The organism is Curtobacterium sp. MCLR17_058 (genome assembly GCF_003234705.2).
Taxonomy (GTDB): Bacteria; Actinomycetota; Actinomycetes; order Actinomycetales; family Microbacteriaceae; genus Curtobacterium; species Curtobacterium flaccumfaciens.
In genome coordinates, this window is sequence record NZ_CP126262.1 from 3,338,194 (window position 1) to 3,355,876 (window position 17,683).

The 17,683-nt window shown below is 70.2% G+C and carries 18 protein-coding genes and 1 tRNA gene; 8 read left to right on the plus strand and 11 right to left on the minus strand.

Features of this window, described 5'->3' with window-relative positions:
- The first annotated feature begins 39 nt into the window (after positions 1–39).
- Complete coding sequence (gene serC / locus DEJ11_RS15755; RefSeq protein ID WP_071404063.1) at positions 40–1,155, plus strand: phosphoserine transaminase; 1,116 nt, start codon at positions 40–42, stop codon at positions 1,153–1,155.
- A gap of 82 nt (positions 1,156–1,237) precedes the next feature.
- On the opposite strand, the gene DEJ11_RS15760 is transcribed toward serC, so the two are convergent.
- A complete protein-coding gene (locus DEJ11_RS15760; RefSeq protein WP_110863078.1) occupies positions 1,238–2,026 on the minus strand; it encodes a DUF3027 domain-containing protein in 789 nt (262 codons plus the stop codon).
- Between the two features lie 4 nt (positions 2,027–2,030).
- On the minus strand, positions 2,031–2,408 hold the full coding sequence (locus tag DEJ11_RS15765) for a cold-shock protein (protein WP_017888041.1): 378 nt from the start codon (positions 2,406–2,408) through the stop codon (positions 2,031–2,033).
- 55 nt (positions 2,409–2,463) lie between these two features.
- Between DEJ11_RS15765 and DEJ11_RS15770 the strand changes: the two genes are divergently transcribed.
- The 5 genes from DEJ11_RS15770 to DEJ11_RS15790 all read left to right on the plus strand — a co-directional run bounded on the left by DEJ11_RS15770 (position 2,464) and on the right by DEJ11_RS15790 (position 8,828).
- Positions 2,464–2,763, plus strand: a complete 300-nt coding sequence (locus DEJ11_RS15770; protein ID WP_128780559.1) for a hypothetical protein — start codon at positions 2,464–2,466, stop codon at positions 2,761–2,763.
- 28 nt (positions 2,764–2,791) lie between these two features.
- Entirely contained in the window at positions 2,792–4,558 is a 1,767-nt protein-coding gene (locus tag DEJ11_RS15775; RefSeq protein WP_146249991.1) for a helicase-associated domain-containing protein, read from the plus strand.
- Between the two features lie 48 nt (positions 4,559–4,606).
- Positions 4,607–6,304, plus strand: a complete 1,698-nt coding sequence (locus DEJ11_RS15780) for a DNA repair helicase XPB (protein ID WP_027466594.1) — start codon at positions 4,607–4,609, stop codon at positions 6,302–6,304.
- A gap of 51 nt (positions 6,305–6,355) precedes the next feature.
- Positions 6,356–7,051: a response regulator transcription factor gene (locus DEJ11_RS15785; RefSeq protein ID WP_017888045.1), complete on the plus strand. Its 696-nt coding sequence runs from the start codon at positions 6,356–6,358 to the stop codon at positions 7,049–7,051.
- 79 nt (positions 7,052–7,130) lie between these two features.
- Positions 7,131–8,828, plus strand: a complete 1,698-nt coding sequence (locus DEJ11_RS15790; RefSeq protein ID WP_110863081.1) for a sensor histidine kinase — start codon at positions 7,131–7,133, stop codon at positions 8,826–8,828.
- 149 nt (positions 8,829–8,977) lie between these two features.
- Here the strand turns inward: DEJ11_RS15790 and DEJ11_RS15795 are convergent, their stop codons facing one another.
- The 7 genes from DEJ11_RS15795 to DEJ11_RS15825 form a co-directional block, all read right to left on the minus strand.
- Positions 8,978–9,850, minus strand: a complete 873-nt coding sequence (locus DEJ11_RS15795; protein WP_111102472.1) for an endonuclease domain-containing protein — start codon at positions 9,848–9,850, stop codon at positions 8,978–8,980.
- A 255-nt stretch (positions 9,851–10,105) separates the two neighbouring features.
- The gene (groL, locus tag DEJ11_RS15800) at positions 10,106–11,728 is read right to left on the minus strand and encodes a chaperonin GroEL (RefSeq protein WP_017888048.1); all 1,623 of its coding nucleotides are present in this window, start codon (positions 11,726–11,728) and stop codon (positions 10,106–10,108) included.
- A gap of 257 nt (positions 11,729–11,985) precedes the next feature.
- Positions 11,986–12,189 carry a cold-shock protein gene (locus DEJ11_RS15805; protein ID WP_017888049.1) on the minus strand — a complete coding sequence of 68 codons (204 nt, stop codon included), beginning with the start codon at positions 12,187–12,189 and terminating at the stop codon, positions 11,986–11,988.
- A 193-nt stretch (positions 12,190–12,382) separates the two neighbouring features.
- A complete protein-coding gene (locus DEJ11_RS15810) occupies positions 12,383–12,994 on the minus strand; it encodes a LytR C-terminal domain-containing protein (RefSeq protein ID WP_017888050.1) in 612 nt (203 codons plus the stop codon).
- The gene (locus tag DEJ11_RS15815; protein ID WP_258375255.1) at positions 12,991–13,347 is read right to left on the minus strand and encodes a DUF3263 domain-containing protein; all 357 of its coding nucleotides are present in this window, start codon (positions 13,345–13,347) and stop codon (positions 12,991–12,993) included. Before DEJ11_RS15815 ends, DEJ11_RS15810 begins: the two co-directional genes overlap by 4 nt.
- A 96-nt stretch (positions 13,348–13,443) precedes the next feature.
- Complete coding sequence (locus tag DEJ11_RS15820) at positions 13,444–14,445, minus strand: DUF2332 family protein (RefSeq protein ID WP_111102474.1); 1,002 nt, start codon at positions 14,443–14,445, stop codon at positions 13,444–13,446.
- Entirely contained in the window at positions 14,445–14,918 is a 474-nt protein-coding gene (locus DEJ11_RS15825; RefSeq protein ID WP_181440761.1) for a GNAT family N-acetyltransferase, read from the minus strand. The genes DEJ11_RS15820 and DEJ11_RS15825 overlap by 1 nt, the downstream gene beginning before the upstream one ends.
- A gap of 65 nt (positions 14,919–14,983) precedes the next feature.
- On the opposite strand from DEJ11_RS15825, the gene msrB reads away from it, so the two are divergent.
- Both msrB and DEJ11_RS15835 read left to right on the plus strand, forming a co-directional pair.
- Positions 14,984–15,391: a peptide-methionine (R)-S-oxide reductase MsrB gene (gene msrB / locus DEJ11_RS15830; protein WP_027466599.1), complete on the plus strand. Its 408-nt coding sequence runs from the start codon at positions 14,984–14,986 to the stop codon at positions 15,389–15,391.
- Between the two features lie 37 nt (positions 15,392–15,428).
- Positions 15,429–15,504: transfer RNA gene (locus tag DEJ11_RS15835), tRNA-Thr, on the plus strand.
- A 106-nt stretch (positions 15,505–15,610) separates the two neighbouring features.
- Here the strand turns inward: DEJ11_RS15835 and DEJ11_RS15840 are convergent.
- Both DEJ11_RS15840 and DEJ11_RS15845 read right to left on the minus strand, forming a co-directional pair.
- The gene (locus tag DEJ11_RS15840) at positions 15,611–16,363 is read right to left on the minus strand and encodes a DUF3800 domain-containing protein (RefSeq protein ID WP_284176635.1); all 753 of its coding nucleotides are present in this window, start codon (positions 16,361–16,363) and stop codon (positions 15,611–15,613) included.
- Positions 16,364–16,601: 238 nt separating this feature from the next.
- Entirely contained in the window at positions 16,602–17,633 is a 1,032-nt protein-coding gene (locus DEJ11_RS15845; RefSeq protein ID WP_111102478.1) for an aldo/keto reductase, read from the minus strand.
- Between the last annotated feature and the right edge of the window lie 50 nt (positions 17,634–17,683).

Below are 17,683 nucleotides of genomic sequence, written 5' to 3' on the forward strand. Positions count from 1 at the left end.
GGGCTCGGGCAGGCGGATCGTCGTCGGTAGGATCGGTGCATGGCAGACATCGTCATCCCGGCCGAACTCCTCCCCACCGACGGTCGCTTCGGCTGCGGTCCGTCGAAGATCCGCGGCGCCCAGCTCGAGTCCCTCGTGACGCGCGGCGCCACGATCCTCGGCACCTCGCACCGCCAGAAGCCCGTGAAGGACCTGGTCGGCAGCGTCCGCTCCGGTCTCGCCGACCTGTTCCAGATCCCCGAGGGCTACGAGGTCGTCCTCGGCAACGGCGGCTCGACCGCGTTCTGGGACGCCGCCGCGTTCGGCCTCATCGAGCGCCGTGCCGAGAACCTGTCCTTCGGCGAGTTCGGGTCGAAGTTCGCCAAGGCCGCAGCCGCCCCGTGGCTCGAGGCGCCGCACGTCGTCGAGGCGCCGGGTGGCTCCCTCGCCGCACTCGAGCCGGTGGAGGGCGTGGACGTCTACGCCTACCCGCACAACGAGACCTCGACGGGCGTCATGGCTCCGGTCGTCCGCGCGACCGGTGACGCCGGCGCCCTCACCGTCGTCGACGCGACCAGCGCCGCCGGTGGCGCCCTGTTCGACGTCAGCGCCACCGACGTCTACTACTTCGCCCCGCAGAAGAACTTCGCCTCGGACGGCGGGCTCTGGCTCGCGCTGCTCTCCCCCGCCGCGATCGAGCGGATCGAGCGGATCGCCGCCTCCGACCGGTACATCCCGGAGTTCCTGTCGCTCAAGAACGCCGTCGACAACTCGCGCCTGAACCAGACCCTGAACACGCCGGCGATCTCCACGCTGCTGCTCCTCGACGAGCAGGTGCGGTGGATGAACGAGTCCGGCGGCCTGGCGTGGGCGGACCTCCGCACGAAGACCTCGTCGTCGACGATCTACGACTGGGCCGAGGCCAGTGACTCCGCGACCCCGTTCGTCTCCGACCCCGCCGCTCGGTCGCAGGTCGTCGCCACGATCGACCTCGACGACTCGATCGACGCCAAGGCCGTGGCCGCGACCCTTCGTGCGAACGGCATCGTCGACACCGAGCCGTACCGGAAGCTCGGCCGCAACCAGCTGCGCGTCGCGACGTTCACCGCGATCGACCCGGACGACGTCGCGAAGCTCGTGCGCGCGATCGACTTCACGATCGACGCCCTGCGCTGACGTCGGGGACACCCGCCGGAACGAGGACGGGCCCGGCACCACCCGATCGGTGGCGCCGGGCCCGTTCGTCGGTCCGGGTGAGTCAGGCGCGGTGGAAGCCCGGGTCGGCCTCGCCGGCGTCGAGCTGGTCGACCTCGAGATCGGCGTCGGGCTCGAACGGCTGCACGCGGCGGGCACGGCGGCGACGGGGCGGCTGCGGGGCCTCGTCGCCGGCGGCCGAGGCGGCGGAGGTGTCAGTGTCGCTGTCGCTCACATCGGCGAGCGCATCGACGTCCACGCCCTCGATGTCGTCGTCGTCCGACTCGTCGAGGTCGTCCTCGTCGGCGTCGAACTCGTCGTCATCGTCGTCGTCCGACTCGTCGTCGTCCTCGTCGTCATCCGAGTCGTCGTAGTCGTCGTCCTCGTCCGAGTCCTCGTCCGAGTCCTCGTCGTCGTCCTCATCCGACTCGTCGTCGTAGTCCTCGTCGTCCGAGTCCTCGTCCGACGCGTCCTCGCCCTCGTGCTCCTGCGCGGCCCGGTACTCGGCCAGTCGCTCGGACCACGGCACCCACTCGGGCGCGACGAGCGAGCCGTCGCCGGGCATCAGCTCGACCTCGAGCACGGTGGGTTCGTCGTCGCCGATCTTCGCAACGCTGACGGTCCAGCGCCACCCGGGGTACCCGGGCAGGCGGTTGGCAAACAGGACGGACACGACGCCGTCCCCTTCGTCCACGGTGCCGACGGGTGCGCCGACGGTCGACTCGGGGGTGACCTCGAGCAACGCCTCGCGCGCCAGGTCGGTGTAGTTGATGGACGCTGCGTCGACGGACGCTACGTCGGTGGACGCTGCGTCGGGAGCCGTCTCGGCCCCTGCTGTCTCGGACTCGGTCATGGGGTCACGCCTCCAACTGGTCTGCGACGTGCCGCAGGATGGCGGCGATGCGATCGCCGTTCTTCGGGTAGCGGCCGTGGCGGAGGTCTCCGCTGATCCGGTCGAGTTCCTTCACCAGGTCCTCGACGATCACGGCCATGTCGTCCGCGGAGCGACGGGTCATCCGCGACAGCGACGGCTGGGGCTCGAGCAGCCGCACGGACAACGCCTGCGACCCCTTCTTGCCCTGGACGACGCCGTACTCGAGCCGCGTGCCGGCCTTGACGGTCACGACGCCGTCGGGCAGCGAGGACGCGTGCAGGAACACCTGGTCGCCGTCGTCTCCGGTGATGAAGCCGAAGCCCTTGTCGTCGTCGTAGAACTTGACCTTGCCGGTGGGCATGCGTGGACTCCTCGAGGTCGTGGTACGGCCGTGGTGCGTCGGATATCCTGGGTCGATGGCCAAGCCGACCCGATCAACCGGGAACCCGCAGGACTCCGCAGAACCCCCGGTGACGTTCAATCGTACCGAACGCGCTCTCGCGTTCATGATCGGTGGGATCATCATCCTCGGCCTGCTCTGCTTCGTCGCGATGATCATCATGTGGCTCACCGCCCCCAGCGCCCAGGGTGCGATGCCGTGGCCGGTGGTCATGGCGATCCCGCTCTACGGCTTCCCGATCGCCATGGTGCTGGTCTTCACGCTCCTCGGCATCACCTGGACACGTCGCGCACGAGCGAACCGGACGGCTCGCTGACGTCCGCCCCGGACGCTGGCACCGGACGATGACGACCACCGCCGACCTCGCCACCCGACTCCGGGCGATGCCGGACGATGCGCTCGAGCGCCTCGTCGCGGCGAGGCGACTCCCCACCGCTGCACTCGCCGAGACCGGCCCGCAGCGCATCACCGACTTCTTCGACCTCGCCGAGGCACTCCGCAGCGACGACGCCGTGGACGCCGCCGTCGAGCACCTGCCGCGCGCGACGATCCTCGCACTGCGTGACGGCGGCGCCGTCGACGCGCTCGGCCCCGCGATCGAGCTCGGCCTCGCCGACGAGGACGGCGCAGTCGACGACGCGGTCGCCGCTCGCGTGGCCGCCCACCCCGACCTCACCGCGCTCGACGAGCAGCCTGGAGGCCCGGAGCAGGTCCGCCCCGCTGCTCCCGCTCTCGACGCCGCGGCGCTCGAGCGTGCGCGCACCACCGGCGCGGAGCAGGCGTTCTCGACGATGACCGTGCTCGCCGAACTGCTGCGGGCGGTCGACGCCGGCGCGGTCCGCGAACTCGTCAAGGGCGGGATCGGCATGCCGCTCGCCCGCACCCTCGCCGAGCGCATCGGCACCGACGCCGAACTCGTCGCCGGTCGCCTGGCGCTGCTCGACGGCATCGGGTTCGCCGACCCCGACACCGGGCGGTGGATCGTCACCGACGCCGGGCACGCCTGGTTGCTCGCCGGTTGGCCGGAGCGCTGGGTGTCGCTGGTGGCCGCGTGGTCGGACACGCTCCCGCCCGCCGTGCACCAGGTGCTCGACCTGGCCGACGGGGACCTGCGCGACCTCGTGCCGCTCGGGCGCTGGGCGTACCCGGCGGGGTCCCGCTGGCTCGACGCCCTGCTGCTCGACGTCGCCGGCACCGCGGCGTCGCTCGGCCTGGCGGTCGACGGCATCGTGACGAGCACCGGTCGGGCGCTCCTCGACGGCGACGCCGAGCAGGCCGCCGACGACCTGCCGGGCACCGTCGAGCGGGTCTACCTGCAGCACGACCTCACCGTCATCGCACCGGGGCCGCTCGCGCCGGTGGACGACGACGCCCTGCGCACCGTCGCCGTGCTCGAGGCACCGGGCCTCGCGGCGCGCTACCGCATCTCCGAGGACACCCTGCGCGCGGCGTTCCGGGCCGGACACTCCCGCGACGACCTGCTGTCCTTGCTCGGACGGCTGTCGGCCACCGGGATCCCGCAGCCCCTCGCCTACCTGATCGACCAGGTGGCCGGACGCGACGGCAGCATCGTCGTCGACCGGGGGCCGGGCGGCGTCGGGACCGAGGTCCGCGGCACCGCCGACCAGCTCGACCTCGTCGGGGTGGACGCCGAGCTCCGGCAGCTCGCGTGGGAGCGGCCCGACCTGACGACGCTGACCACGCGCTACCCGCCGCACGTCGTGCACACCGCACTCGAGGACCAGCGCTACCCGGCCGTCCTGACGACCGCAGCCCGCCCCGAGGCGCACCACGGGCCTCCCGGCCGGCGCAGCCCCACCGGACGCTCGCCGGAGCAGTCGGCGCACGCACTCGTCGAACGGCTCCGCCTGACGACGCAGCGCGGCGACGCGGAGCCGGAGCAGGAGTGGCTCGGTCGGCAGATCGACCTGGCCGTGCGCGGACGCACGCCGATCCGTGTGACCGTCCGGATGCCGGACGGCTCGGAGCGGCCGTTCTCGATCGTGCCGACCTCGGTCGCGGCCGGACGCGTCCGCGGGCGGGACACGGCCGTCGACGTCGAGCGCACCCTGCCGCTGTCACTCGTGGTGTCGGTCGAGAGCGACGCCTGAGCCGCGCGGTCACCCGCACGCAGGTGCCGACGGCTAGGCTGGCAGGTCATGAACGGACCGCTGATCGTGCAGAGCGACCGCACCGTGCTCCTCGAGGTCGCGCACCCCGATGCCGAGGACGCACGCCACGAGCTCGCGGCCTTCGCCGAGCTCGAACGCGCTCCCGAGCACGTGCACACCTACCGGATCACCCGCCTCGGACTCTGGAACGCGCGCGCCGCGGGCCACGACGCCGAGGCGATGATCGACACCCTGGAACGCTTCGCGAAGTTCCCCGTGCCGCAGAGCGTCACGGTCGACATCCGCGACACGGTCTCGCGCTACGGACGGCTCGTGATCCGTCGCGAGGAACGACCCGACGCGCCCGTGATCGCGAACTCCCCCACCGAGGAACTCGAGCGGCTGCCGCTCCTGCTCCTCACCGCCGAGGACCCGTCGGTGCTGGCCGAGGTCATCCGGTCGAAGCGCATCAAGCCGCTGCTCGGTGACATGCGGTCCTCGACCGAGGTCGAGCTGCAGCCGTGGGCGCGGGGGCAGATCAAGCAGGAGCTCGTGAAGCTCGGCTGGCCGGCGGAGGACCTGGCGGGCTACACCCCGGGCCAGCCGCACCCGATCGACCTGGACACCGCCGAGTGGCACATGCGGCCGTACCAGGAGCAGGCCGTCGACACGTTCTTCGCCCAGGGCTCCGGCGTCGTCGTGCTGCCCTGTGGCGCGGGCAAGACACTCGTCGGCGCTGGTGCGATGGCGACCGTCAAGGCGACCACGCTCATCCTCGTGACGAACACCGTCTCGGCGCGGCAGTGGCGCACCGAGCTCCTCAAGCGCACGACCCTGACGCCGGAGGACATCGGCGAGTACTCGGGCAGCGTCAAGGAGATCCGGCCGGTCACGATCGCGACCTACCAGATCCTCACCGCCCGCCGGAAGGGCGAGTACACGCACCTGTCGCTCCTCGACGCTCTCGACTGGGGCCTCATCGTCTACGACGAGGTGCACCTGCTGCCCGCACCGGTGTTCAAGCTGACCGCCGATCTGCAGGCCCGCCGACGCCTGGGCCTCACCGCGACGCTCGTGCGCGAGGACGGCCGCGAGGGCGACGTCTTCTCGCTCATCGGGCCGAAGCGGTACGACGCCCCGTGGAAGGAGATCGAGGCGCAGGGGTACATCTCCCCGGCCTCCTGCTACGAGGTCCGCATCGACCTGCCGCACCAGGACCGCCTGGAGTACGCGGCGTCGAGCGACGACGAGCGCTACCGGCTCGCCGCGACGTCCCCGGCCAAGACCCCGGTGGTGCGGGAACTCATCGAGAAGCACCGTGGTGAGCAGATCCTGGTGATCGGGCAGTACATCGACCAGCTCGACGAACTGGCCGCGTCGCTCGACGCCGCGGAGATCACGGGGGCGACCCCGGTCGACGAACGGGAGCGGCTGTACGACGCGTTCCGGTCCGGCGAGGTCGACGTGCTCGTCGTCTCGAAGGTCGCGAACTTCTCGATCGACCTGCCCGACGCGACCGTCGCCATCCAGGTCTCCGGGTCGTTCGGATCCCGGCAGGAAGAAGCGCAGCGGCTCGGCCGGCTCCTCCGCCCGAACAAGGACGGCCTGCCCGCGTCGTTCTACACGCTCGTGGCCCGGGACACCGTCGACCAGGACTTCGCGCAGAACCGGCAGCGGTTCCTGGCGGAGCAGGGGTACTCGTACACGATCCTCGATGCTGACCAGGTCCAGACGCCCGTGGGCTGACGTACGAACCGCTCTCAGGAAACCCCGAGGGAACAGTCAGAAGATAAGACCATGAGCGATGGCCCCAAGATCCTGATCGTCGACGACGAGCCGAACATCCGCGACCTCCTGACGACCTCGTTGCGCTTCGCCGGCTTCGCCGTGCGTGCGGTGGGCAACGGAGCACAGGCGATCTCCGCCGTGCTGGAAGAAGAGCCGGACCTCATCATCCTCGACGTGATGCTGCCCGACATGAACGGCTTCGGTGTCACCAAGCGCCTGCGTTCCTCGGGCTACACCTCGCCGATCCTGTTCCTGACGGCGAAGGACGACACCGAGGACAAGATCACCGGCCTCACCGTCGGCGGCGACGACTACGTCACCAAGCCGTTCTCGCTCGACGAGATCGTTGCCCGCATCAAGGCCATCCTCCGTCGCACCATGAACGACGAGGAAGACGCGATCATCCGCGCCGGCGAGCTCACGATGGACCAGGACACGCACGAGGTCACGATCGGCGACGCGCAGATCGAGCTCTCGCCCACCGAGTTCAAGCTGCTCCGCTACCTGATGCTCAACCCGAACCGCGTGCTGTCGAAGGCGCAGATCCTCGACCACGTGTGGGAGTACGACTTCAACGGTGACGCGGGCATCGTCGAGAGCTACATCTCGTACCTGCGCCGCAAGCTCGACCAGTACTCCGCCGAGCCGATCATCCAGACCAAGCGCGGCTTCGGCTACATGCTGAAGGCGTCCAAGGCTTCGTAGGAGCAGGAGTCCCACGGGGCTCGACTTCACGGCGGTCGTCCGGTTTCACCGGGCGGCCGCTGTCTATCGTTGGGGCAGCATGCACACGCGAATGAACCACTGGTGGGACGGGATCTCCCTGCGCACCAAGATCACCGGGATCACGGTGCTGCTCGTCGCGCTCGGATTGCTCGTCGCCGGACTCGGCACGATGACCGTACTGTCCACCTACCTCATGCAGCAGCTCGACAACACGGTCAAGCAGACGACCGAGCAGCTCGAGGGCCAGAACATCAGCGACGGCGAGCAGTACTGCAAGCTGTCCGTCGTCGTCTCGCAGAGCGCCTACGTCGCCGCGTACGACGCCGACGGTGACCGGATCTGCCAGACGAAGGCGTCGAGTCGACCCGACGTCCGTGAAGCCACCCTGGTCGAGGCCTCGCAGGCGAACCAGCGCATCTCGCTCTACGACAGCCAGCACAACCACGAGTGGCGTGCGCAGATCATCCCGGCATCGCTGCAGAACCAGTCCGACGGCACCACCGAGACCGGCTACGTGCTCATCGCGGTCTCCAGCGCCGGCACCGACGAGACCATCGGCAAGTTCACCGCGATCTTCCTCGGGTTCGGTGCCTCGGTCATCCTGCTCGGCGCCATGCTCACCCGGCTGCTCGTCACCGCGACCTTCGACCCGCTGCGCGACGTCGAGGACACCGCCGCACGGTTCGCCGCGGGTGACTTCAACCAGCGCCTCGAGGCCGACACCCCGAACACCGAGGTCGGCCGACTCAACCGCTCCCTCAACGTCATGCTCGAGCGGATCGACTCCGCGTTCGAGGACCGCGAGCGCACCATCGCCCAGATGCGCCGGTTCGTCGGGGACGCCTCGCACGAGCTCCGCACGCCGCTGGTGTCCCTGCGCGGGTACGCCGAGCTGTACCGGATGGGTGCCCTGCGCAAGGAAGAGGACGTCGCCCAGGCGATGGAGCGCATCGAGAAGGAAGCGCAGCGGATGGGCCTGCTCGTGCAGGACCTGCTGCAGCTCGCCCGCATCGACGAGTCGAAGCCGCTCGAGCTCGGCCCGGTCGACCTCGTCGCCATCGCCCGCGACTCGGCGCTCGACACGATGGCCTCCAACCCCGACCGCGAGATCCAGGTCCTCGTCGAGGACTCCCTCACCGGCGAGAGCGTGCCCCAGGCCGTCCGCCCGTCGGCGTCGTCGTCGTCCATCGGCTCTCCGGACTCCGGCGAAGCACCGCCCGTGTCGCCCACCTCGGCGAACACCACCGGGCCGATCGCGTTCTCGCGCCAGACCATCGCCCGACTCCGGGCGCGTCGCACCCGCGCCATGAACATCGACGCCGGTGCCGCACCGACCGACGAGACCACCCCGCTGCCCACGGTCGTGCTGCCGAAGCGCCCGCCGATCGTGCTGGCGGAAGAGAACAAGATCCGCCAGATCGTCACGAACCTGATGGGCAACGCCATGCGGTTCACGGCGAACGACGACCCGATCGAGATCGGCATCGGCGTGGACGACGAGCGCGGCATGGCACACCTCGACGTGATCGACCACGGTGAGGGCATCCCGCCGCAGCTGCGCGAGAAGATCTTCCAGCGCTTCTGGCGTGCGGACACCTCCCGCGCCCGCGACACCGGCGGTTCGGGCCTCGGGCTCGCCATCGTGTCCGGCATCGTCGCGGCGCACCACGGCTCCGTCGAGGTCTTCGACACCGAGGGCGGCGGCGCCACCTTCCGCGTCTGGCTCCCCCTGCTCCCCCGCGACTTCGCCGCCTGACCCGCGCGCGCCGCTGCTCGAGGTAGCGCTAACTGCCGCCCATCCCGCGCTCTCACGGCGCAACGTGCGACCTGGGTGACGAACGCACGGCGTGTTGTGCGACCGCCGCAAGCAAGCGTCGGACCCTTCGGAGGGACAACCCGCCGACGTCACGACGAGCGCGAGACGAAGGCCTGGCGCAGACGCTCGAACAGCACAGCAGGGCGAGCGGCATCAGCCCGCGTCGCATGCAGGACGAGCCAGCCGTTGACCGCCATACCGTTGTCACGCCGCTGGTCGTACTGGAAGACATCCTGCTCGCGGTGGTGATCGCCGTCGTACTCCAACGCGATCCGACGTTCCGGCCAGGCCATGTCCACGCGTCCGAGGAACCGGCCGTGGTGATCCGACACCTCGACCTGCAGTTCCGGCTCGGGGAAGCCCGCGTCCACCACGGCGAGCCGAAGCCAGGTCTCCATCGGTGACTCGGCACCGACGCGCACCCGCGCGATCGCGGCACGAGCGACCGCGATCCACCGAGATCCGGGCACGATGCTCTTGGCGAGCGTGTCGATCGTGCAGAGTCCGCTCTTGCCCACCAGGAAATCGCCCACCGCGACGAGTTGCTGCACGCTGAGCAGACCGGCGCACTCCCGCCACGCAAGCTCTGGAGTGCTGAGCCGTATCCCCTGCCGCTCGCAGCTGGTAGCTCCGGACCGGCGACGGTGTCCTTTGACCTGTGGACGTCGCATCACCGGGCCGGTTCCGTCGGTCGTGACGTGGACGGGGACTTCGGCACCGTGAGGGAGCGGTGCTCCCCACAGCGCGGCGGCCGTCGTGTGGCTCAGGTACTGGTCCGGACGGAGCACCAGGCCGACTGCCGCGACGATCGACATCGTGGCGTCGGTCGACCGGACGCCATGCACGGGACGGACGAGATCACGTCGACGGAGACGACCCGGATCGACGCCGAACCCGATGGCGTCACGGACCAGGAAGCCGGCGGAGTCGAGCGTCTCAGGGAGCGGACGAGGCTTCGGCATGTCCCGAGTGTCGCGACCCGGCTGCCCGCGCGACCCCCTCGGGAACACATCTGTGGAGAACGACCGGTGCCGGGCCTCCTGTGCGCTTCATGCTGATCGCGCAACATGCCGTCTCCAGCACGCCGTGGTCGCACAAACTGCCGGGACGGCCTCCGCGAAGCGGCAGTTCGTGCGATCTCGGCCCAACCGGCCCGCCCCCGCACACGCGGAAGGGCCCCACACGCGCAGCGTGCGGGGCCCTTCCGTCAGGCGGACTTAGAAGTCCATGCCACCCGTCGGGTCGCCAGCCGGAGCAGCAGGGGTGCGCTCGGGCTTCTCGGCGACGACGACCTCGGTGGTCAGGAACAGACCGGCGATCGACGCAGCGTTCTGCAGCGCCGAACGCGTGACCTTGGCGGGGTCGATGATGCCGGCGGCGATCAGGTCGACGTACTCGCCGGTCGCGGCGTTGAGGCCCCAACCCGACTCGAGCTCGCGGACCTTGGCGGCGACGACACCCGGCTCGAGACCGGCGTTCAGCGCGATCTGCTTGAGCGGCGCGTCGATGGCCACGCGGACGATGTTCGCACCGGTCGCCTCGTCACCCTCGAGCTCGAGGGCCTCGAGTGCGACGGCACCGGCCTGGATGAGGGCGACGCCACCACCGGCGACGATGCCCTCTTCGACGGCAGCCTTCGCGTTGCGGACGGCGTCCTCGATGCGGTGCTTGCGCTCCTTGAGCTCGACCTCGGTCGCGGCACCCGCCTTGATGACGGCGACGCCACCGGCGAGCTTCGCGAGGCGCTCCTGGAGCTTCTCGCGGTCGTAGTCGGAGTCGGTCGCCTCGATCTCGGCACGGATCTGGCGGACACGGCCGGCGATCTGCTCGGCGTCGCCGGCACCCTCGACGATCGTGGTCTCGTCCTTGGTGATGACGACCTTGCGGGCACGACCGAGCAGGTCGAGCGTCGCGTTCTCGAGCTTGAGGCCGACCTCTTCCGAGATGACCTGGCCACCGGTGAGGATCGCGATGTCCTGCAGCATGGCCTTGCGGCGGTCGCCGAAGCCCGGGGCCTTGACGGCGACGGACTTGAAGATGCCGCGGATCTTGTTCACGACGAGCGTGGCCAGGGCCTCGCCGTCGACGTCCTCGGCGATGATCAGGAGCTGCTTACCCGCCTGGATCACCTTGTCGACGACCGGCAGGAGGTCCTTGATGTTCGAGATCTTCGAGTTGACGATCAGGATGTAGGCGTCCTCGAAGACGGCTTCCTGACGCTCGGGGTCGGTGACGAAGTACTGCGACAGGTAGCCCTTGTCGAAGCGCATGCCCTCGGTGAGCTCGAGCTCGGTGCCGAAGGTGTTCGACTCCTCGACGGTGACGACGCCTTCCTTGCCGACCTTGTCGATGGCCTCGGCGATGAGCGCGCCGATGGTCGGGTCAGCGGCCGAGATCGACGCGGTCGCGGCGATCTGGTCCTTGGTCTCGATGTCCTTCGCGTTGGCGAGGAGCTGGTCGGAGACGGCGGCGACGGCCTTCTCGATGCCGCGCTTGAGCGACACGGGGTCGGCACCGGCGGCGACGTTGCGGAGGCCTTCGCGGACGAGCGCCTGGGCGAGGACGGTCGCGGTGGTCGTTCCGTCACCGGCGACGTCGTCGGTCTTCTTGGCGACCTCCTTGACGAGCTCCGCACCGATCTTCTCGTACGGGTCGTCGAGCTCGATCTCCTTGGCGATGGAGACACCGTCGTTCGTGATCGTGGGGGCGCCCCACTTCTTCTCGAGGACGACGTTGCGGCCGCGCGGGCCGAGCGTCACCTTCACGGCGTCGGCCAGCTGGTTCAGGCCGCGCTCGAGGCCACGGCGGGCCTCCTCGTCGAAAGCAATGATCTTAGCCATGTGGTTTTTCGTCCCTCCCGGACGTCGTCTTGGGGGTCGTGCTGGCACTCAGCGTGAGCGAGTGCCAACGCCGATTCTGGCACTCGCGGGGTGTGAGTGCAACACAGTCGGGAGGCTCGTGACGACTTCCCAGGACACGTCGCGTCCGGTGGACCCCGCACCACCGCCGCGGTCGCGCTCCCCGCGCCGGTCACCGTCCCCGCACACGACGAACGCGCCGCCCCTGACGGGACGGCGCGTTCTGGAAGTGGTCGTGCTCAGGCGGGGCGGACGGACTCTGCCTGCGGGCCCTTCGACCCGGTGCCGACGTCGAACACGACGGCCTGGCCCTCCTCGAGGACCTTGTAACCCGACATGTCGATGGCCGAGTAGTGCACGAACACGTCCTGGCCCCCTCCATCCACGGTGATGAAGCCGAAGCCCTTTTCAGCGTTGAACCACTTCACGGTTCCGTTGGCCATGATCTCTTGCTCCCTGGTACTGCAGTGCGGAACGACGTGATCGTCGTCTGCATGGGACTCTGACCGAACCCGTCCGATCAGGCAAGAGGTGTGACGTTGTTTCACGTCGATTCCGTCAGAAATCAACGTGCTCGAAACACGGCCGTCACACAATGCGCGGAAAACGCGGCGCGACGGCCCGCAGAACGACCGATCAGCCGGTGTAGTCCGCGCCGAGGACGACGCTCACGTCGGCGTTCGGGAACGCCGCCGACTGCTGCACGGCCGTGACGCCGAGCTGCTTAGCGATGCCCTGCGCGACCGCCGCCTGCGACGCCTGCTGGTAGTAGACGATCGTCGACGTGGAGCCCGTCGTACCGGCGTCACCGGTGGAGGCGACCTGCCAGCCGGCACCGGTCAGCGCCGCGCTCGCCCGGCTGGCGAGGCCCGTGGTGGTCGTGCCGTTCAGGACGACGACGGTCGTGGTGCCCTGCTGCGCCGGCGTCGCGGCCGCAGCACTGCCCGCCCCCGACCCTGCGGAGCCCGAACCGGCCGACGAGGACGCGGACGGCTTGGACGTCGCCGAGGGCTTCGCGGTGGCGGACGCCGACGTGGAGGCCGAGGGGGAATCCGAGCTGTTGAACGAGTAGCTGCCGTTCAGCAGCGCGAGGACGAGCACGCCGATGCCGACGAGCACACCGGTGGCGAGCGCCGCCCAGGCGAAGGCGATCCAGCCACGGCCGCGACGCTGGGCACCGCGGTGCGCACCGACCCGCGGGCCGTCGGCGACGTCGTCGAACCGGTCTCGGGGGAATCTCGTGCTCATCGTTCCTCTTCACGTCCTTCGGGAGCCGCACCGGGCGCGACGAAGCTGCGCGTCGCCCGGGCGCTGGTGCGCGCGTGACGGAGCCGCTGCAGCCGGCTGACGAGCTGCGGGTCGTACGCGAGTGCCGCGGGCGAGTCGATCACGCGGTTCAGCACCTGGTAGTAGCGCGCCGCCGACATCTCGAACTCGACCCGGATCTCCGCTTCCTTCGTGCGGTCGTGCCGTGCCCGGTCCTGCTCGAACGACAGCACGTGCTTGGCGAGCTCACTGAGCTGGTCAGCACCGATCTGGTCAGCACCGATCTGGTCAGCACTGAGCTCGTCGACGCTGCGTTCGTCGGTGGGGCTGGTCACTGCGGTTCCGATCACGGTCGGGTAACGGGTCTCGCACATCGTAGGGGTGGAGTCGATCCGGACCCTGGCACGGCGCTGGACTGTCGCGAACACCGGTCACAGGTTCGGCGCGCGGAACCAGCGCACACGCCGACCGAACGGGTCGGAGACGGCCACCGCGACCCCGTCGAGCGAGACCGTCGCGAACGAGTCCGGATCCGCCGCGTCGACGTCGTCGGGCAGCGTCGCCGCCACCCCGCGCAGGATCCCGGTGCGTTCGAGGGCGATCCAGTGCACGCCTCGCGCACGGATCCGGTCGACGAACCGCTGCCGGTCCGCGCCCGGCACGTAGACCAGGGTCCCGGTGGTCAGGACGACCGGTTCGACGTCGTCCGGCAGGGCGTCCAGTGCACGGTCGAGGTCGCCGGGCAGCGCGCCCCGGATCCGGACTGGAGGCACGGTGAGCGTCGCGGACGCCGCCGCGCGCATCAGGGCGGTCCGGTCCGACGCCTCGGGCGGGACGGCCTCGACCAGCCGGTCGAACGCACCGGGGACCGACAGGTCGATCGGGTTCGGGTCGAGGGCCACCCGGGCGCCGACCCTGATCGGGACGGTCGCGGGTGTGGGGACGGCCCCGGTTGCGTCCGCGACGAGCCGGACCGAGGGCTCGGCGACCGCCGTGTGCATCCGGAGGACCGCGGCCCCGGAACCGACGCGGTAGTCCAGGGTCACCCGGTCCGGGATCGAGCACAGCCCGGCGGCGGCCCCGGCGTCGACCAGGCCGAGCGGCCGCGCGGACCGTTCGGCGAGCGCGGCGAACAGCGGGACGACCGGTGCGAGCCGTTGCGGGTCGTTGGCCTGCACCGTGGCGGAGGCGAGGGCCGCGACCAGCGCGGGGCGGGCCTCCAGGCCGAGCGCGCGCAGCGCACCCGGGTCCGACGGGTCCGCGCCCAGCTGCCGCGCGACCGCGAAGAACAGTTCCGGCTGCCGCTGCTGCTCGGGGACCTCGGCGAGGAGCGCGACGAGGGAGTCGTCGAGCGACCGTGCCCAGGCCGCGTACGACGGGGAGACCGCCTGGATGCGGTCGGCGTACGCGGCGTACCGGGCGCGGGTGTCCATCAGCGCCCGCGCCGGTGCATGCCGACGTGGCGGATACCGGCCTCGTCGTACGGCTCCCCGAACCGCACGAAGCCGTACCGCTCGTAGAGGGCGGCGACGTACTCCTGGGCATGGAGGACGAACGGGTCGTGTCCGTGTTCGTCGAGGACGGCGGCGACGAGCCGGCCGGCGATCCCCTGCCCGCGGTGTCCGGGATCGGTGGCGACCCGGCCGATCACCCACGCCGGCGGCTCCGAGCCGTCGGGATGGACCTCGTCGAATGCCGGGCGGATGAGCCGCAGGTACCCAACCGCATCGGTGTCCGTGCCGAACCACCAGTGCTCGGTGTCGGGCTCGCGGTCACGGCCGTCGAAGTCCTCGGCGGTGACCCGCTGCTCGAGCGCGAACACGCGGTTGCGCAGGACCACGATGCCGTACAGTTCGTCCGTCGTCAGACGGGTCCAGCGGGCGTGGTGCACGGAATGCTCGGACATCGTGGCGAGTTTAGTGAAGTGGTCGGGAGTGCCCGGAAGAGCCCGGCCGGAAGCAGGAGGAACCAATGGCATACAACGTCGACAAGTCCGACGCCCAGTGGCGCGAGGAGCTCTCCCCGGACCAGTACGCCGTCCTCCGCCAGGCGGGGACCGAACGACCGTGGACCGGTGAACTCCTCGACGAGGAGCGCGCCGGCGTCTACACCTGTGCGGCCTGCAACGCGGAGCTGTTCAAGAGCGGCACGAAGTTCGACTCCGGCTGCGGCTGGCCGTCGTTCTACGAGTCGGTGAACCCGGACGCCGTGCAGCTCATCGAGGACAACTCCCTCGGCATGGCCCGCACCGAGGTCCGGTGCGCGAACTGCGGTTCGCACCTGGGCCACGTGTTCCCGGACGGGTTCGGCACCCCCACGGGTGACCGGTACTGCATGAACTCGATCTCGCTGAACTTCTCGGAGAAGTCGGGCGAGTGAGCCTCGGACGCCCTCACCGGTAAGATGAGCGGCGTCAGCCGGCATGGCGCAATTGGTAGCGCACCGTACTTGTAATACGGGGGTTGCGGGTTCAAGTCCCGCTGCCGGCCCCATATACTGCATGCGCAGGCCGCGACTCGTTCGCCGCCCGCACCGCCTTCAGCCCCGCCTCGAGCGGGGCTGTCGTGCGTCCGGGGCGGCGGTGCCGGTCGACCAGTTTCAGGGCCAGACGCCGGGCTGGTACGCGCACCGTTCGATGTCGTCGACGAGCGCGGCGAGGACACGCGCCTGCCGCGGATCCCGTTCCTCCACCGTCCGCGAGCGCACCCAGACGAACGCCAGGAGATCGGCGACCTGGAGCATGCGTGAGTGGTGACTCGGCGCGAAGTGAACGGTGTCGAGCAACCGTTCGAGCCGGGTCTGCATGTACGTTCCGGGAGTCCCGTAGGCCTGGTACACCGCAAAGCGCTCACGGTGCCGGTCTCGATCCGACCGTTCGTCCGCGATGACGAGCGCGTGCGCATCCATCGCACCGGCCTTCCTGTCGACCCGCTGCAGGAGGTGCTGGAAGGCCACCTGTTCCGGCGAGTGCCGATCACGGAAGCCCCGCGCGTCCTGGTACCGACGCAACTGCCCGGGGCGGCAGCCTCGGAGCAGCACGGTTGCTCCGGAAGTCACGACGGCTTCGACCACGTCGAGGAACACCTTCACGCGCACGCGTGGCGGGACGGCGCTCCAAGCGCCCTTCCCGTGGAAGATCGGATGGGCGTGGATCTCGGCCTGCGCCTCGACGCCGTACTCCTCGAGCGCCGCGACGATCTCGTGCATGCGATGCGTGAGCCAGCGGGTCTGTGCCGCGTCCGCCATCACGGCGCCGAAGCCGTAGAGGTCCGGCTTGAAGGATTCGTCGACGAAGCAGAGCAGCACGGTGGAATACTGCCGTACAGAAGGTGTGGAGGGGGTGCGACGCACTGCCCTTGAGGAAGCGATGCCCCGGGCGAAGTCTCGCCCGGGGCATCGGCACACGGAACGCGGATCAGGGGGCGTTCCGGGCGCTGGACGCGGTAACCAGCCGGTCGTGCGACGAGGATGACACCTCACCGACCCGCGCGTCCACACCCTGACCCCACATCCGCGGAAATCCGCACGATGTGCACGAACGCGCAGGGGTCCTGTCCGCTCAGCGTCCGCCAGCTCGGCACCCGCCGGCTCAGCGCCCGCCGGTGATCTTCCGCTCTCGCTGCGCGACGCCGGCCGTGCCGTAGGGGTAGTCGTCGATGCGGGGCGCGCTGGCGTCGGTCAGCCGGTCGAGCTCGTCGTCGGTGAGCACCAGGTCCGCGGCACCGAGGTTGTCCTCGAGCTGCGACAGGGTGCGGACGCCGAGGATCACGCTCGTGACCGCGGGACGGGTCAGCAGCCAGGCGAGCGCGACCTGCGACTTCGACGCGTCGTGGGCGTCGGCCACCTCGGAGACGGCGTCGAGCACCTCCCACGTGCGCTCGTCACCGTTGCGGGCTTCCCAGGCCTCCATGCCGCGCTGCGGGTTCTCGCCCAGGCGGGTCGCGCCGGTCGGGGCCTCGTCGCGCTGGTACTTGCCGGAGAGCCAGCCGCCGGCCAGGGGCGACCAGGGCAGCAGGCCGATGCCGGCGTCGAGGCAGGCGGGCACGACCTCGTGCTCGATGTCGCGGACGAGCAGGTTGTACTGCGGCTGCAGGGTGACGGGTGGCGCCCAGCCGTGGGCCTTCGCCTCGTAGACGGCCTTGGTGACCTGGTAGCCGAGGTAGTTCGAGAACCCGTAGGAGCCGATCTTGCCGGCGGCCACGGCGTCGTCGAGGAACCGCAGGGTCTCGTCGATGGGGGTCAGGGCGTCCCACGCGTGCATCTGGTACAGGTCGATGTGGTCGACGCCGAGCCGCTCGAGCGAGGCGTCGAGGGCCACGCGCAGGTGTCGTCGGGACAGGCCGAGGTCGTTCGGGCCGTCGCCCTGCGGGAACCGGCCCTTGGTGGCGAGGACGACCTGCGCGGCCTCGGTGGGGTGTGCTGCGAGCCAGCGGCCGATGATCCGCTCGGACTCGTTGCCGGAGTAGACGTCCGCCGTGTCGACGAGCGTGCCACCGGCGGCCACGAAGGCGTCGAGGATGGCGTGTGAGGTGGGTTCGTCGGCTTCGCTGCCGAACGTCATGGTGCCGAGGGTCAGCGTCGACACCGATGTCCCGCTGTTGCCGAGGAGTCTGTAGTCCATGGCGGGGACGGTACGCCCGGTGCCGTCCGACCGAGGGGACCCACGAGTAC

Excerpts from the sequence above, each read along its gene's own strand:
- serC (WP_071404063.1), top strand. The coding sequence starts at position 40 with ATGGCAGACATCGTCATCCCGGCCGAACTCCTCCCCACCGACGGTCGC.
- DEJ11_RS15760 (WP_110863078.1), bottom strand. The coding sequence starts at position 2,026 with ATGACCGAGTCCGAGACAGCAGGGGCCGAGACGGCTCCCGACGCAGCG.
- DEJ11_RS15765 (WP_017888041.1), bottom strand. The coding sequence starts at position 2,408 with ATGCCCACCGGCAAGGTCAAGTTCTACGACGACGACAAGGGCTTCGGC.
- DEJ11_RS15770 (WP_128780559.1), top strand. The coding sequence starts at position 2,464 with ATGGCCAAGCCGACCCGATCAACCGGGAACCCGCAGGACTCCGCAGAA.
- DEJ11_RS15775 (WP_146249991.1), top strand. The coding sequence starts at position 2,792 with ATGACGACCACCGCCGACCTCGCCACCCGACTCCGGGCGATGCCGGAC.
- DEJ11_RS15780 (WP_027466594.1), top strand. The coding sequence starts at position 4,607 with ATGAACGGACCGCTGATCGTGCAGAGCGACCGCACCGTGCTCCTCGAG.
- DEJ11_RS15785 (WP_017888045.1), top strand. The coding sequence starts at position 6,356 with ATGAGCGATGGCCCCAAGATCCTGATCGTCGACGACGAGCCGAACATC.
- DEJ11_RS15790 (WP_110863081.1), top strand. The coding sequence starts at position 7,131 with ATGCACACGCGAATGAACCACTGGTGGGACGGGATCTCCCTGCGCACC.
- DEJ11_RS15795 (WP_111102472.1), bottom strand. The coding sequence starts at position 9,850 with ATGCCGAAGCCTCGTCCGCTCCCTGAGACGCTCGACTCCGCCGGCTTC.
- groL (WP_017888048.1), bottom strand. The coding sequence starts at position 11,728 with ATGGCTAAGATCATTGCTTTCGACGAGGAGGCCCGCCGTGGCCTCGAG.
- DEJ11_RS15805 (WP_017888049.1), bottom strand. The coding sequence starts at position 12,189 with ATGGCCAACGGAACCGTGAAGTGGTTCAACGCTGAAAAGGGCTTCGGC.
- DEJ11_RS15810 (WP_017888050.1), bottom strand. The coding sequence starts at position 12,994 with ATGAGCACGAGATTCCCCCGAGACCGGTTCGACGACGTCGCCGACGGC.
- DEJ11_RS15820 (WP_111102474.1), bottom strand. The coding sequence starts at position 14,445 with ATGGACACCCGCGCCCGGTACGCCGCGTACGCCGACCGCATCCAGGCG.
- DEJ11_RS15825 (WP_181440761.1), bottom strand. The coding sequence starts at position 14,918 with ATGTCCGAGCATTCCGTGCACCACGCCCGCTGGACCCGTCTGACGACG.
- msrB (WP_027466599.1), top strand. The coding sequence starts at position 14,984 with ATGGCATACAACGTCGACAAGTCCGACGCCCAGTGGCGCGAGGAGCTC.
- DEJ11_RS15845 (WP_111102478.1), bottom strand. The coding sequence starts at position 17,633 with ATGGACTACAGACTCCTCGGCAACAGCGGGACATCGGTGTCGACGCTG.